General features: G+C 48.8%; 12 protein-coding genes and 2 pseudogenes. 3 read left to right on the top strand and 11 right to left on the bottom strand.

The window, feature by feature from the left end:
• Nucleotides 1–108 precede the first annotated feature (108 nt).
• The 3 genes and pseudogenes from JCM2765_RS18830 to JCM2765_RS13750 form a co-directional block, all read right to left on the bottom strand.
• Nucleotides 109–1,586: pseudogene (locus JCM2765_RS18830) on the bottom strand (glycoside hydrolase family 13 protein).
• Complete coding sequence (locus JCM2765_RS19305; RefSeq protein WP_439646175.1) at nt 1,499–1,777, bottom strand: alpha-amylase family glycosyl hydrolase; 279 nt, start codon at nt 1,775–1,777, stop codon at nt 1,499–1,501. The pseudogene JCM2765_RS18830 and the gene JCM2765_RS19305 overlap by 88 nt, the downstream one beginning before the upstream one ends.
• A gap of 43 nt (nt 1,778–1,820) precedes the next feature.
• Nucleotides 1,821–3,094, bottom strand: a pseudogene (locus tag JCM2765_RS13750) (SLC45 family MFS transporter).
• A 276-nt stretch (nt 3,095–3,370) separates the two neighbouring features.
• On the opposite strand from JCM2765_RS13750, the gene JCM2765_RS13745 reads away from it, so the two are divergent.
• Entirely contained in the window at nt 3,371–4,351 is a 981-nt protein-coding gene (locus tag JCM2765_RS13745; protein WP_054737224.1) for a LacI family DNA-binding transcriptional regulator, read from the top strand.
• Nucleotides 4,352–4,375: 24 nt separating this feature from the next.
• Nucleotides 4,376–5,239, top strand: a complete 864-nt coding sequence (locus tag JCM2765_RS13740; protein ID WP_054737223.1) for an aldo/keto reductase — start codon at nt 4,376–4,378, stop codon at nt 5,237–5,239.
• A 492-nt stretch (nt 5,240–5,731) separates the two neighbouring features.
• On the opposite strand, the gene JCM2765_RS13735 is transcribed toward JCM2765_RS13740, so the two are convergent.
• The 4 genes from JCM2765_RS13735 to JCM2765_RS13720 all read right to left on the bottom strand — a co-directional run bounded on the left by JCM2765_RS13735 (nt 5,732) and on the right by JCM2765_RS13720 (nt 9,397).
• Nucleotides 5,732–6,121, bottom strand: a complete 390-nt coding sequence (locus tag JCM2765_RS13735) for a hypothetical protein (RefSeq protein ID WP_054737222.1) — start codon at nt 6,119–6,121, stop codon at nt 5,732–5,734.
• Between the two features lie 190 nt (nt 6,122–6,311).
• Nucleotides 6,312–6,911 (bottom strand): glycosyltransferase-like membrane protein, encoded by a 600-nt coding sequence (locus JCM2765_RS13730; protein ID WP_500797378.1) that lies wholly within the window; start codon nt 6,909–6,911, stop codon nt 6,312–6,314.
• A 14-nt stretch (nt 6,912–6,925) separates the two neighbouring features.
• Nucleotides 6,926–7,843 (bottom strand): glycosyltransferase-like membrane protein, encoded by a 918-nt coding sequence (locus JCM2765_RS13725; RefSeq protein ID WP_054737220.1) that lies wholly within the window; start codon nt 7,841–7,843, stop codon nt 6,926–6,928.
• A 24-nt stretch (nt 7,844–7,867) separates the two neighbouring features.
• The gene (locus JCM2765_RS13720) at nt 7,868–9,397 is read right to left on the bottom strand and encodes a glycosyltransferase-like membrane protein (RefSeq protein ID WP_054737219.1); all 1,530 of its coding nucleotides are present in this window, start codon (nt 9,395–9,397) and stop codon (nt 7,868–7,870) included.
• Nucleotides 9,398–10,080: 683 nt separating this feature from the next.
• Here JCM2765_RS13720 and nhaC point away from each other — a divergent pair.
• A complete protein-coding gene (nhaC, locus tag JCM2765_RS13715) occupies nt 10,081–11,496 on the top strand; it encodes a Na+/H+ antiporter NhaC (RefSeq protein WP_054737218.1) in 1,416 nt (471 codons plus the stop codon).
• A 326-nt stretch (nt 11,497–11,822) separates the two neighbouring features.
• On the opposite strand, the gene JCM2765_RS13710 is transcribed toward nhaC, so the two are convergent.
• The 4 genes from JCM2765_RS13710 to JCM2765_RS13695 form a co-directional block, all read right to left on the bottom strand.
• Nucleotides 11,823–12,452 (bottom strand): GGDEF domain-containing protein, encoded by a 630-nt coding sequence (locus JCM2765_RS13710; protein WP_162231423.1) that lies wholly within the window; start codon nt 12,450–12,452, stop codon nt 11,823–11,825.
• Nucleotides 12,453–12,565: 113 nt separating this feature from the next.
• Nucleotides 12,566–12,925, bottom strand: a complete 360-nt coding sequence (locus JCM2765_RS13705) for a hypothetical protein (RefSeq protein WP_054737216.1) — start codon at nt 12,923–12,925, stop codon at nt 12,566–12,568.
• A 22-nt stretch (nt 12,926–12,947) separates the two neighbouring features.
• Nucleotides 12,948–13,793, bottom strand: a complete 846-nt coding sequence (locus JCM2765_RS13700; RefSeq protein WP_054737215.1) for a GGDEF domain-containing protein — start codon at nt 13,791–13,793, stop codon at nt 12,948–12,950.
• A 14-nt stretch (nt 13,794–13,807) separates the two neighbouring features.
• Nucleotides 13,808–14,068, bottom strand: a complete 261-nt coding sequence (locus JCM2765_RS13695) for a hypothetical protein (protein ID WP_054737214.1) — start codon at nt 14,066–14,068, stop codon at nt 13,808–13,810.
• Between the last annotated feature and the right edge of the window lie 334 nt (nt 14,069–14,402).

The following is a 14,402-nucleotide window of genomic DNA, read 5'->3' as shown; positions in this document are numbered from 1 at the left end:
CCCATGATTAACGCGCTAACGAGGCCAAACTTTACAAGCAGCGAACACTGTCGCTGGACACAATCGACAGCAAAAAAGACCGCTAATCAGCGGTCCTTAAGCTAAAACTCAATACTGATAAACCTTAGTTTCATAAGGTCGTAACGTCTCGCCAGCGTCATCATCATAGTTACCGACTAATACCTTAGCCTCGCTAGGGCGGTCGTAATGGCGGTTGAGTGTGTCGCTCGTGAAGTTGCTGATGACCAGCAACGTCTGGCCGTTATAGTGACGACGGTAGGCGAAGACTTCAGCGTCATCGGCGTCTAAGAGTTCGAAATCACCGAACTTGATAAGGTCGCTTTGGTGACGAATGGCGATTAACTTCTGGTAGTAGTAGAAGACGGAATCAGGATCAGCTAACGCAGCCTTAGCGTTGATGGTTGGGTAGTTCGGGTTCAACGCGAACCATGGTTTGCCATCGGTGAAGCCGGCGTTGGCGGTGTCATCCCATTGCATTGGCGTCCGGGCGTTGTCCCGAGAAATTGGCGAGAGCCACCGCAGCATTTGGTCAGCGGAGACGGCCTTTTCCTCGTCAACGAATTGGTGGTACGCGTTCAGAGATTCGAGATCCTCGTACTGATCCAAGCTGGTGTAGTGTACGTTGGTCATACCAAGTTCTTCGCCTTCATAAACGTAGGGGCTGCCTTGTAGCAAATGCAGCGTGGTGCCCAGCATCTTGGCTGTGCGAACCCGGTAACGTTCATCATCCGTAGCGAAGCGAGAAACGGCGCGTGGTTGGTCGTGGTTATTCCAGTAGAGGCTGTTCCAGCCTTTGCCGTCTAGCGCAGTCTGCCAGCGACCGAGGGCCTGCTTTAATTCGGGGAGCTTCACTGGTTGATCGTTCCACTTGCCGAAGCGGGCGTCTGGGTTAGGCGATAGGGAAACGTGTTCGAACTGGAAGACCATGTTGAGTTCGCTGCCGTCCAAGTTGGTGTATTTAATGGCATCTTCTGGCGTTGAGCCTGGCATTTCGCCGACCGTCATCACGTCGTATTTAGATAATACTTCACGATTCATTTCTTGAAGGTAGTCGTTGAGCTTTGGACCATCGGCAACCACTGCTTGGACATCGCCGTACTCAGCACCTGGTGCTTGAGGGGCGTCTGGTAAGCCGTCTGGTTTCGAAATCAGGTTGATCACGTCCATCCGGAAGCCGTCAACACCCTTGTCCAACCAGAAGCGCATCAATGAATAGACACTTTGGCGGACGTCAGGGTTAGCCCAGTTCAAATCAGGTTGGCCCGGCGCAAATAGGTGCAAGTAGTACTGGCCACGTTCAGGTACGTAGGTCCAAGTTGAGCCACTGAAGTAGGAACCCAGTTGTTGGGGGCGTGACCGTCAACGGGATCGCGCCAGATGTAGTAGTCGGCGTAGGGGTTGTCCTTAGACTTCTTACTTTCCTGGAACCACTTGTGTTGGTCGGAGGTGTGGTTGACCACTAAGTCCATCAACAGTTTCATGCCCTTTTCGTGCAGACTAGCCAATAGCGCATCGAAGTCAGCCATTGAGCCATAAGCCGGTTGAATCGCTTCGTAGTCGGCGATATCATAGCCGTTATCTTTATCGGGGGATTTGTAAATTGGGCAGAGCACAGCACGTCGACACCGAGCTTTTTGAGGTAGTCTAAGCGGCTCTTGATGCCGTTTAAATCACCGATACCATCGTGATTACTGTCTTGAAAACTGCGGGGATAAACCTGATAGATTACTGAATCTTGAAACCAACGTTTTGTCATTTGAAATAGCCTCCTGATGAATTCTAAGTTAAGTGTACCGCATTTATGATAAGCGTGGGTGGATCAACCCAACGGCCACTGCCCCAAGCAACATCACGGCGCCGGCCACTAAAATCATGTGCGGCATCGATTGACCAAGCAATGGGAACAGCCAGAAACTAAAGAGCGAAGCCACGATTTGGGGCAGGCAAATACTGCAGTTGAACAGGCTAGATAGCGCCTTCGTTTTCACCGTGCAGGGATTCCGTGAAGATGGAGAATGGTTGTACCTGCAGGGTGAGGTAGGCGATGCCAATCAAAATGAACGGGATGATCAGTAGTAGTTGGCTGTGAATGAAGAAAATTGAAATCAAGCCAACGCCACCAGCGCCCAAGCCAACTCGGTACCACAGTTTCCGTGATGATGGTTGGTGCGGGACAGGACCAACAAGCCCCAAGCCATGGCAGCCAGCGATTCAACGCAGGTTAAAATGCCAAACCAGTTGCCAGCCGCTTGGTAACCAGCAGATGATGGCGTGCTGGTATGCCAAACGTTGAAGGCAATTGCACCGGTGCCGTAAGTCCAGAGGTACTGAATCGCAAACCAGACGAAGAGCTGAACGAAGGAGATTTCCCAGAAGGACTTCGGCGCGGTTTTAACGAGTTGCCACAAACTCGGTTGTGGTTTTTGAATCGTAGTGTCAATGTTGTGGTAGGCTGCATAAGTTGCTGGATCGTATTCGTGAACCGACCAAATCGTGTAGCCGGCGGTGATCAACAGAATGGCGGCGCCAATGTAGAAGGCCAGTTTGACGGTCATTGGGACTTCACCCTTGGGGGCCACGTTGGCGATCCCAATTGCGGCTAAAATGAATGGCGCGAGGGTTGCCAACACGCCACCGAAGTTAAAGAATGATTGTTGCCACGACCAAGCGAGGTCCTTTTGGTCTTCGTTGACCATGTCGCCGATGATCATCTTGAAGGGTTGCATGCAGACGTTGGACGAAAGGTCCATGAATAAAATAGCAATTGCACCAAATAATAGGGCTGCAAGCGACCCGAAACCAAAGCCAAAGGAACCGGCGTTGGGTAAGAGAATCATGACTAACGCGGCAACTGGCGCGCCGATGAGTAAGTAGGGCATCCGGCGACCGAACCGGTTCCAGGTTTGGTCGGAGTATTTGCCAATCAAGGTTGAACGACCATGCCCGCTAACGGTGGTAGGATGAAGAACCAGCCGAGCTTGTTGGGGTTAGCGCCGATGGTTGAGAAGATTCGGCTCATCTGTGACGATTGGAGTGAAAAGGCCATGTTGACGCCGAAGAAGCCGAAGGTCATGGCGAAAATGGTTGATAATTTGAGTGTCGGTAAACCAGAATGGGCTGTTGGGCGGTCGGGAACCTCGTCAGCCTGACTAATGGGTTTTGCGTTCATTGGGAACGCCTCCTTAAACTTAATTGTAACCGATTACAAAACAGAGTCTAACACGTTATTTGAATTTACGCAAACGTTTACAATGGCTAGTTATCAATAACACAAACGTTTACGTAAATTAAAAGGCGAAACTATGCTAAAATAGAGACTATCAAGTATTTTGTGAAAGGAGGGTTTGTGATGACAGTCACCATTAAGGACGTTGCGGCTGAGGCCGATGTCTCGATTGCGACGGTTTCACGCGTGCTCGCTAACAAGGCCGGGTTCTACTCTGACAAGACGGCAGCGCGGGTTCGCGAAGCTGCTGATCGACTAGGCTACCGGAAAAATACCAGTGCCGTGGAATTAGTGACCCAAAAGAGTCAGGTGATTGGCGTGATCGTGTCGAGTACCAAGACTAACTTCTCTAATCAGATCATTGAAGGCATCCAGTCAGTGGCGTTTAAACACGATCTCAGTGTGATGATTTTATACGCTGAAGACGAAGGTGATCTGCAGACCCGGGCGTTGCGGACGTTGATCGGTCGCTCGGTGATGGGCATCTTGGTGCTGGCGGTTCAATTAACGGATGCCAATTTAGCGTTGCTGGAAAATTCGCGGATCCCGCACCGGTACCTGTCAACGTCGTTTAAGGGCGATAAACTCGCTTTTACCGCGTCGGATGACTATCAGATCGGTTATCAGGCAACTGACTACCTGATCAAAAAAGGCCACCAGCGAATTGGGTTGGTGGCGATGGACGTGAATTCCTACATTGGTCAGCAACGGGTTGCCGGTTATCGGGATGCCATGAAGGCGGCACAGTTGACCGTGAGCGATGACTGGATCAAACCGGGGTTGTTTACGTATCAGGATGGGTTTAACGCGATGGCTGAATTTGGTGCTGAACCGGACGTGACGGCCGTGATTGGCACCAGTGATATGGCGGCGATTGGGGTGTTGAATCAAGCGCAGAACTTTGGTTTGAAGGTGCCGGAACAGTTGGCCATCATGAGTATTGATGGTACTGAACTGGTTAAAATTGTACGGCCACAGTTGACTAGCATTACCCAGGCATTTTACGAAATGGGGCAGCGCGGGATGACCCACTTGTTGACGCCGACAACCGCGCCGGCTAGTGAGTTCATTCCGTTTAAGCTCGATGAACGAAGTAGTACATAACACAGTGAAAGGTGGATGATTAAGATGCATAATGATATTCCTCAGATTCCGTTAGCGAACGGTAACACGATTCCCCAACTTGGGTTAGGGGTGTTCCAAGTCGATAACGCGGAAGATACGAAAAATTCAATTAAGTGGGCGCTGGCAGCCGGTTACCGGCACATTGATACGGCGGCCTACTACGGTAACGAGCAGTGGGTGGGTGAAGCCATCAAGGAAAGCGGCTTGGACCGCAGTGAGCTATTTGTGACCACTAAATTGTGGAATAACGTGCGGGGTTACGATGAAACCAAGCAGGCCTTTGGCGAATCAATGGCGCGGTTAGGCCTCGATTACCTTGATTTACTCCTGATCCACTGGCCAGCACCGGGTTACGTTGACACCTGGAAGGCCATGGAAGACCTGTACCGCGAGGGTAAGATCAAAAACATTGGCGTGTCTAACTTCGAGCAAAACCAACTCGAAGACCTGATGAGCCAAACGGAAATCAAACCCATGATCGACCAAATCGAAACCCACCCTTACTTCCAGCAGACGGAACTCCACGCCTACTTGGAAAGTCAGGGCATTCAGCACGAAGCTTGGAGCCCATTAGGTGGCGGTAAGAACAACGCGCTAGGCGACCCAGTGATTGCTAAAATCGCAGCGGCACACAATGTGACCCCAGCACAAGCCATCCTCCGCTGGCACATTCAACGCGAAGAAGTCGTGATTCCAAAGTCAATTCACGAAGAACGAGTTGCCCAAAACCGCGACATCTTTGCCTTTGGTTTGGATGAAGACGAGATGCAGGCAATTGCAAAGCTGGACCAAGGCAAGCGGGTGGGACCGGATCCGCAGAATTTGGCTTGGTTGAAGAAGTCGATGACTTATGGGAGTAGAGCATAGAGTGCGGAACGAAACGGTTTGAGAGCGGAGCACGTTTCGGCGTGGTTGCCGAAACGCAGTAACGTCAGCAAACTCGGGATATTGCTAAAAAACGAAATGAACAGGTCAAGTGGCGCCGAAATCAACGTAACAGCAACGCACGTCGCCACTACCACACAGCAACCCGCAACAACTAAAATCCCAAATAACCCAAAAAACAGGTGCCCTCAGCGAGACTCATTCCCGCCAAGGACACCTGTTTTAAGCATCATTTCATTTCCCGCAACAACCGCTTCAACCACCAAGCTAACCACAACCCAGCACCACTAACCACTAAGGCTAAAATTCCTCTAATCAATTGATGCTGCACAAATAAAATCACCGCCATCACGGCAACCAGCAGTGCCAGCCCTCGAATCAGCCGGCTTTGCGCTTCAATTTGAGTAACCAGTGACGATCAGGCGACATCAGACGCACCTCCAAGGTATTGGGCGGAATCGGGTGAACACGAGATTATTTGAACGGCGTTACTTGGGCATCTTTGGCCCGTTTTTCGAGTTCGGTTGTGAGTTTATTAATGATTTCCAGCGGTACCTGAACCAGTGGACTGAAGATGTTGGGGTGGTCTGGGTCAGGGACTTCAGCCGTATTTTTTCGGTCCGGCACGATGGCTTCTAAGTCGCTACGGCTCAAGTGAAGTTCACGTGCGTAGTAGATGACCTCTTGATAGGCCACGTTTTTGAAGTAGAAGTAGTATAAAAAGCCCGCAACGGCAATGTACCAGAAGATACTCCAAGATAGGCCCACTCGAGCGGGGGTCAATAGTTTCAGGCTAACGGCAACGATGACAAAGATAATGTAAATGGCGATCGAAATCGTACGCCACTTGGTTTTGTGTGACAAGTGATCAGTCCTTTGTGTGAGTTTAGGTTGCCGGCTGGTAGCGCTGACAAGGTTAATGTTAGTCCTATTTTAGCGGAAATGGCTGGGTGGGACAAGGGGCACAGAATAGAGAAATAATCAGTCCCACCTAACAGCCTAGTTGAGGGTGTCGGGTGGGACTGATATTTTGTCATCAATTAAGTGGTATTCGTTATGATTTAGATTGGCCAAACCACTGATTTAAATTTAGCTTCAAAAATGGGTGTTCTTTTGTTAACGCGATGAAGTGGTGCCAACCGATAACGGCTAGGCTGTAGATGATTGGCATGAACTGGATAATGTATCGCGCCCGGCCACCTTCGAATAACAGCAGGTACAGCAACATGCCCAAAACAGTAAGGCGTAAAACGCGGGCAATAAAGGAGCCATCGATAAAACTAAAGAGAACGCCGATGAGGACACCAAGCCAAATTAACTGTGAAAAGGTTTGGTAGTAGCGTAAGCGCGATCCATAAGTGTAGAAGAAGGACCGTAAAAATTCATAGTGATTGAACTTTGGTTTAGAGAAAAAGTCACCTTCGTTTAACCAACCAAGGGTCCCATCATTGGTGTTTAAGTAGTTTTTGTGGACGAGAAAGCTGAGATAACCGACGACGCCAAAGTCACTGAGGCGTTGCTTGATTTGCTTCATGTTGGCAGCTTGTTGCGCCTTTGAAGTGGGTTGCTTGGCACTGTAAGTGAAGTCGTCTTGGGAGTAACCACCGTTGGAATCCTTATTCATTCCCATCATGATGAAGTGCGAGGGGAGCATTTTGAGATTGGTATTTAACGGGACAAACGTCTGGTGTTTGACGAAGTACTGATTCCCACCTTGCAGATGCCGAAAGTGAGCCCGCACGCAATAATGGCGAATGCTAGGTGTTGATACTTGATTTTAGCGGTGTTTTTTAACAGGTAGATAATGAGTTCAATGACTGCAGCAATCAATAAAATAACTGCGGTTGGTTTTAAGGCGTACGCCAGCCAACTGACGATGCCTAAACCGCCGCCGAGAACCAGTATCCAACCGACTGTGGGGTGAGTTGTAATGCGCGAAATGAGTAGGTCTAATAGAACCAGTATTCCGGCGACGAAGGGAAGGACGGTCGTGTCAGAGTAGAACAGCAGTAACCAAGGGGACAACACGAATAATAGTGGGACTAGTGCTTGGACATGAGTTGCCTTGAGATGACGCTTAAGAAAAATGGCGAGTAAGATAACCGCGGTATCGATGAATACCAGATTGATGGCATCAAGAGTTATCGTAAAGTGTGCCATACCCACGGATTTAAAAATCCAGCGCTCAACAAACATTAAAACAAGGTTGTTGGGGTAGTTTGAAAAATAATTGGCAAGGTAGGTTTCCGGATCAATTTCTTGACTAGAAGCTGCCCATTTGAGAATACCTGTATCAAACCCAGTATCAGTTGCAAGGCAGATGAGAATGGCCAGCTGATAGATGACAACGAGCCCACCCCAGAGCCAAGGTGATGTGAGCACTTTTTTCGCGCCAAGGGGTAGCTTAGGGAACGTTGTTAGGCGGTGGCGAAACAGATAAGTTAAGTAACCGAGTACGACAACGATGACGCCAATAATGCCAAGAAGCTGGCCGTTAAGGTTTTTAGACGCAAACGCACCAGCTAGGGTGATCAATAGAAAAAATAGAATGATAACGTTAAGGGTAGTTTTTAAAACACGTTGCATAGTGTCCTCCAATCAGACTGTCGGTTAAGATTGACCAAGAATTAAACGACGTAGAGTAGTTTGAAATTGAGTCCAATCAAAACTGAAAACTTGGCGTTCTCTAAGTGTGGCTTTTAATTTAGTCCAACCGATGACTGAGAGGCTGAAAATCATCGGTAAGGCCTGAATCAGGTACCGTGAACGACCACCTTCAAATATCAGCAAGAACAGTAAAATGCCAAAGGTTGCGAGTCGTAAAATTCTGGCGAACAGGGATCGATCTAGGAAACTAAATAAAGCACCAATCAGGATACTTACCCAAACGAGTTGAGCCGCAACGAAGTAGACCGCTCGACGAGATCCGTACAAGTAGAAGAATGAGCGAACGAATTTATGGTGCTCGAGGGATGGCCATTTCGAAAATTGAGTATCGTTGGTCCAACCTAAAGAACCATCGCTAGTGTTGCGGTAGTTTTTACCAATCAGGAATTGGGCGACCTTGACGGGTCCCATATCGGCTAACCGTTGTTTTGTTCGTGCTAAATTAGCACGGTTTTGGCTGGCCGCAGTGTGATAACTAAGGCTGTAACGGTAATCCTCGTCTGAAAAAGTCCCGCCAGATTTAGGGTTGAGACCGATCATTAGAAAGTGGGTCGGTTGCATGGCAGTATTTTTATTGACTGCGGCCAAGTTTTGATGACCGATCCAATATTGGTTAACGCCGATAGCAAGACCAAAACTCACGAAAATAATGGCTAGTGAAAGCCACAGTTGTCGGTTTTTGACGATGGTTTTATTGCTGATGAGTGCAATCAGCAATTCAATAATGATGGCAATTGTTAAAATAAAGGCACTTGGTTTCAGATGGTAGGCCATGTAGGTGCAGAGACCGAATACGATGCTGACGCCAATTAAAGAACGGCGTGAAGTGGTCGTTAATTTGGTGATGAGGAAATGAAGCGCCCACAGTTGGCCTGCCAGAAATGGTAGCACCGCTAAGTCAGTATAGAAAACGATGAGCCAAGGGCCTAATAAGAAACAAAACGGGACTGCAATCCAGAGAAATTTTCGGTTGAGATGTTGTCGAAGTGTCAGCGTTAGCAGCAAAATCGCCACGTCAACGAGAATCAAATTGGCGAAGTTGAGTACGAGAAGAAAGTTAGTGGCGCCTAATGCGTGACTGAGAAGGTAAAGGCCACGTTCAAAGCTGAGTAACCCTAAGTTATTCGGATTAACGGTAAAGTAGTAGTAGTTCGCTTTGCCCATTGCCGTTTGCATGACCACCCAGCCATCGTAGCCGAATTGAGCGGAAAGGTTTAAAATCAGTGTTAGTTGGTAAGCGATGATTAGAATTGCGGCAGCCCAGATTGTGTTGAGATGCTTGAGCCAGCCTGCAATGGTCGTTCGAACTTTGGGAAGAATAGCGAGCAGCAAACCAATGATAACGACGACACCAAGACCTAAATTAAATTGCGTCAGGTTCTGGAAATTAGTGGATAGTAACGCACCAACGAGGGCGATTACTAAGGCAAATAAAATAAGTTGATCAATAGTTCCTTTAAGAATACGTTGCATGAGAGGCTCCTTTGAGGATGAAGGGTTATGTACAATTTTTGAAAGTGTGGATAATTTTATTATAAGTTTGTGAACGGTATTTGGATAGAATAACTTTAATAAAACCGGGGAAAATAAAGACGTTATTTTAAGATAACACTTGTGCTTGACAATCAACCAAACTTAATGCTACTATACCCCTACACATTGAACGCTAACTCAAGTAGCGAATAATCTGAGCGTCAGGAAGTCGGTGGTTGCTGCGAACCGATCAGGGTTATTTAGCCAAATACGGTGTTCAAGCCATCGGAGAATAACTAGAACCGTTATCATCTAGTGAGTGAGGCGTCGTTGTGCGCCTAAGCTGGGTGGTACCACGGTTTGTTCCAATCGTCCCTGTTACGTCGTAATTGACGTGGCGGGGGCGATTTTTTGTACAGAGCGTGGAAGGAAGCGGTTAGAGAGTGGAGCCGGAGGTCCTTAGGTGCAACTCTCTGCTTCTCGGAACGCGTTTCGGCACGGTAAGAGTAGTGAGTCTCCGGCTGAAAGACCTGGGCCTGGCCTTTTAGTCGGAAGACCTTAGGTGCAACTCTCTGCTTCTCGGAACGCGTTTCGGCACGGTAGCAGTAGCGAGCAATCATACTTTCCATCAATGAAATAATTCAAACCAAAAACCCATTCGTCAAAAAAAGGAGCGAGCAAACATGCAAAAACAAGTCAAAGTCAAATTCTGGGAAGCCATCATGGTCCTCCTCATGATGCTAGTCGTCATGGGAGTCGGCGTTATCGGTTTCGGTATCAGTCCTCAAATTCCGGTTTTACTGGTCATTGCGATCGTCATTCTCTGGGCCAAAATCAAGCGGTTCTCATGGGATGATATCCATAAAGGAATCACGGAAGGGGTCACCACCGGGATTGTGCCATTATTCATCTTTATTTTAATCGGGGTGCTGATTAGTGTTTGGATCGCTGCTGGCATCATTCCATCATTGATGGTGGCCGGCTTCAACATGTTGAGCGTCCAGTGGTTTGTGCCATCGGTCTTCCTCGTGTGTGCGTTGATCGGGACGTCTATCGGGAGTGCCTTTACTACGATTTCAACGGTTGGGATCGCCCTGTTTGGAATGGGGGCCACGATGAATTTAAACCCAGCGTTGGTTGCTGGGGCAATTATTTCTGGCGCTATTTTTGGGGATAAGACGTCACCACTGTCTGATTCAACCAACTTGGCGTCAGCGATTGCGGATGCGGATTTGTTCAAACACATTAAGAACCTGATGTGGTCGACGATTCCAGCGTTCTTGGTGTCATTGATCCTGTACGCCATCTTAGGTCACAATGCGGCTGACGGCAACGCGTTAGCGAAGGTCAGCACGACGGTTAACGTGTTAAACAGCCACTTTGTGATTAGTTGGTGGGCGGCTTTGCCAATCATCGTGATGTTCGTTTGCGCATTCTTGAAGATTCCAGCCATTGCAACTTTATTGATCAACATTGCGATTGCGGTCGTGATGATTTTCATTCACAACCCACATACACCAGTTAAAGGGCTGGTTACGATGATGGAATCCGGTTACGTGTCACACACCGGCAACCAAGCCGTTGACGCGCTGTTGAGTCGTGGTGGGATCACCTCCATGATGTCAACGGTCTCACTGATCATTATGACGCTTGCGTTGGGTGGTTTGTTGATGAAATTCGACCTGATTCAAATCGCCATGCAGCCACTAGTTGCCCGGCTACACCGGAACGGCGATTTGGTAACTGCCGGTATTCTTGGCGGAATCGCCGTGAACCTCTTCGTTGGGGAACAGTACCTCTCAACGATTTTGCCAGGAAAGGCATTTAAAAAGCCGTTTAACGACCACGGGTTGGATAACTTGGCGCTGAGCCGGGTACTTGAAGATGGCGGGACCGTTATCAACTACTTAGTACCTTGGGGCGTTGCCAGTTCGTTTGCAGCTGGGACGCTGGGCGTTTCGACGTTGGCGTTCTTGCCATTCTGTTTCTTCAGTTTACTGTCACCAGTCTTCTCAATTTTGAGTGGGTACACTGGAATTGGGTTGAAGAAGATGCGGTGCCGGGTTCGGTGGAAGCAACGCGGTAGGGCGTTGGTTTGAAATACAAGTTATTGAAAGCAAGTTTGCTGGCGTGAGGCTGGTGGGCTTGTTTTTTTGTTTTGGGGAAGTGGCGGGCTGTTTGCCGGCGCTGTTGCTGGGCAAAGGCGCAGTTTTTGTTGGCGTGGGAAAAGCGTCCGGCTAGACTTCGGTGGGAAGTTTGGCTGGACGCTTTTTTGTGGTTGTTTGGTTGTTGTCGTTAATTGAGTGGTACTGGCGACGTGCGTTTAGGCAACGTTTGTTTCGGCGTTATTTCAGCTTAGCTGTTCCGGAGTTTAGTTACTATGAAATAGTCATTCCGGAACCTTCTAACCGCTTCTCCTCACGCTCTAGTCTTCCGTCAACTCTCCCGGATTAGCCCGGCTCGCATAATGGCCCGCCCGCTGGAACGTGATCGTTGCATCATGATCTTGGCCCCACTTGCAAGTTAGGCCGATGGCTGCTGTTAGGCGGAGGGTGCCGGCTTCTTCGTGGAGTTCTAGGTTGCGGATGCTTTCCTGACAATCTTCACAGATGTGCTCGGCGATATTGATGCTGGTTCTTGGGAAGATAATGCTGAACTCTTCGCCACCAGTTCGATAAAGGTGTTGGTCGAAGTGGTACGGCTTTAACGTTGTTGATAAAGTGTTCGCCACCGCAATCAGTGCCCGGTTACCAACTAAGTGACCGTAGTGATCGTTGATGTCTTTAAAGGCATCGATGTCCAACGTCGCGACCACCAACGATGAGGTTGATGCCGCGGCGAAGGCGTCATCAAATTCTTCCCGGAAGGCGCTCCAGTTTTTGAGGCTGGTCAGGCTGTCGTAGCGGGTATGTTGCGCAATCATGAGACTGTTGGAGTGCTCCTGACGAGTCGCAAGGTAGTACACCAAGTCCGCAATCGCAACAACGATAAAGCTAACCATCATCGTCAGCGTTTGCCACCAAGAAATTGTAGGTGACAGGCGTTTGACTGACAACCAGAAAGAAACCCCAATGAGGATGATCATGATAATTTGGAATTCTCGCAAATGGTTATCGGGAACGGGAATCATATCCGGTAAGAATAAGACGCCTAAACAAACTAAAAAGATCAGGCCATGAGAACGACGCCCATCAAATTTAGCGTGCCGAAACTTAAAAAAGCACCGATGGCGAGCAGACCGTAGCTAAGGTTGGATTTAAATAACGTAACGCTGTACATCATCACCAGCAACTGTAGATTCATGAGCAGCCAGAGATTCAGGTTGTTGGGATAGAGACTAATGCCCCGCAACACCAACATGACCACCAGTGAGATGATTACAGCCGGTAATTCTAACCAAGCCAACCGGAGTTGATGGTGATCAACGAGATTTTGGCGTGTCACGTGAATGACCTGTTGGGACAGTGCTAAAAAAACCAGCATGAAGAAGAGGGTGATGAAGAGGTAAAATGCGGACCAGATGAGCACGAGAAGGCCTCCTTATAGGTAGTTAAATCGCAGTTAGTTTATCCCGACCGGCGTGCTTAGATTCGTAAAGGTTCCAGTCAGCACGCTGGAAAGTGGTCGTTGCGTTGCGATCCTCGGGTCGAACTTGAGTCAGTCCGAGTGAAACGGTCAGTTTAATGGCAACCCCATTGACGACGATCGTTAAGTCGCGAATGGCATGGTGCCAGGCTTCTAGCACCGGGGTTGCCTGCGATAACGTGGTATTTGACAGCAACACCGTTAACTCTTCGCCGCCGGTTCGGTAACAGCGGTAATCAAGTCCGCTGGCAGCCAGCGCCTCGTTCAGGTTATGGGTTAAAGTTACCAGAATCTGGTTACCCGTTGACCGACCATATTGATCGTTGAGTTGTTTGAACCAATCAATATCGATGGTTGCGACCGTTAGTGGGGCGGTCACGCTGACCCGACGAAAGGCCGATTCAAAGTCGTTTCGAAAGGCGTTCCAGTTTTGAAAGCCGGTGAGGTCATCATACCGCGCAGCTTGTGCGAACTTAGAGTTCAATTGCCGCTCGCGGTGAAGTTGGAGGGTGTACCAAAAAGCAAGTAGCATGTTGGCAACGTAGTTAAAGCAAAGGCTAAATATCGCGCTAGGCGTCATGAGCCAAGCGTGACCTGCCACAAGGTAAAGTGGAATCCAGATGGCGGGGCCCATTAGCGATGGCAGGATCCAGTAAAGAACGGGGTGCCGGTCGAATTGACGAATCCGGAGATGTTGAACGTAGAGGACTAAAATGACAAGAACGAAAAATAGCCAACTCCAAGGACTAAACATGGCACCGGTACTAGCGAGGAGGATGAACGCAACGATTGAGATCAGGAGTAGACTCAATGACGATTCAACCATCACGCGGTGTAGTTGATCACTGAAAAATGTAAGTTGATCAAAAACCAGTAGACCCGCCCGGTAAGCTGTTGTGAAAAGACCCGTAACACTAAAACGACTAAGCAGGTAAAGAGGGCCGCTGGTAATTCAAGCTGTGACCGTTGCAGCCAGTGGCGCTTGATCAACCGTCGTTGCGATACCCGGAATAATTGCTGAAACAGCATGGTATAACCAAGCATAAAGAATATCGATAACATGAGGTAGTAACTAAATTCAACCATGGACTTGTACACCTAGTTTCCCAAATTGTAGTTAACCCTAGTATAGCAAATATGTGATGAGACAGGGGGGCCTTTTGGGGTTACTTACGTTTGTGTCCAGCGTAAGTGTTGGGTGCGATTTGGGTGTCGGCTGTTTGTCGTCGCTTCGCTCGCCAAAGCCGCATGAAAACCGGCGCTCTCAGGCTACAAAATTCGGCGCCACTTAAACTGTTATTTCCAGGGTTCCTGAAGTAATAGAAACTTGCCAACCACGCGCTTTCTGGCCACCACGCCGAATGGTGCTGCGCGAGGCAGAAGGTTGCATGTAAGCATGACCCAGCCAACCTACCAAAAC

This window comes from Secundilactobacillus similis DSM 23365 = JCM 2765 (assembly GCF_001311075.1).
Taxonomy (GTDB): Bacteria; Bacillota; Bacilli; order Lactobacillales; family Lactobacillaceae; genus Secundilactobacillus; species Secundilactobacillus similis.
Note: the sequence above shows the minus strand (reverse complement) of the source record. Positions and strands in the feature narration are given on the sequence as shown.

What these genes read in the sequence shown, in the direction of transcription:
- JCM2765_RS13720 (WP_054737219.1), bottom strand. Translation starts at nt 9,397, where the DNA reads ATGCAACGTATTCTTAAAGGAACTATTGATCAACTTATTTTATTTGCC.
- JCM2765_RS13730 (WP_500797378.1), bottom strand. Translation starts at nt 6,911, where the DNA reads ATGCTCCCCTCGCACTTCATCATGATGGGAATGAATAAGGATTCCAAC.
- JCM2765_RS19305 (WP_439646175.1), bottom strand. Translation starts at nt 1,777, where the DNA reads ATGACAAAACGTTGGTTTCAAGATTCAGTAATCTATCAGGTTTATCCC.
- JCM2765_RS13725 (WP_054737220.1), bottom strand. Translation starts at nt 7,843, where the DNA reads ATGCAACGTGTTTTAAAAACTACCCTTAACGTTATCATTCTATTTTTT.
- nhaC (WP_054737218.1), top strand. Translation starts at nt 10,081, where the DNA reads ATGCAAAAACAAGTCAAAGTCAAATTCTGGGAAGCCATCATGGTCCTC.
- JCM2765_RS13695 (WP_054737214.1), bottom strand. Translation starts at nt 14,068, where the DNA reads ATGGTTGAATTTAGTTACTACCTCATGTTATCGATATTCTTTATGCTT.
- JCM2765_RS13740 (WP_054737223.1), top strand. Translation starts at nt 4,376, where the DNA reads ATGCATAATGATATTCCTCAGATTCCGTTAGCGAACGGTAACACGATT.
- JCM2765_RS13745 (WP_054737224.1), top strand. Translation starts at nt 3,371, where the DNA reads ATGACAGTCACCATTAAGGACGTTGCGGCTGAGGCCGATGTCTCGATT.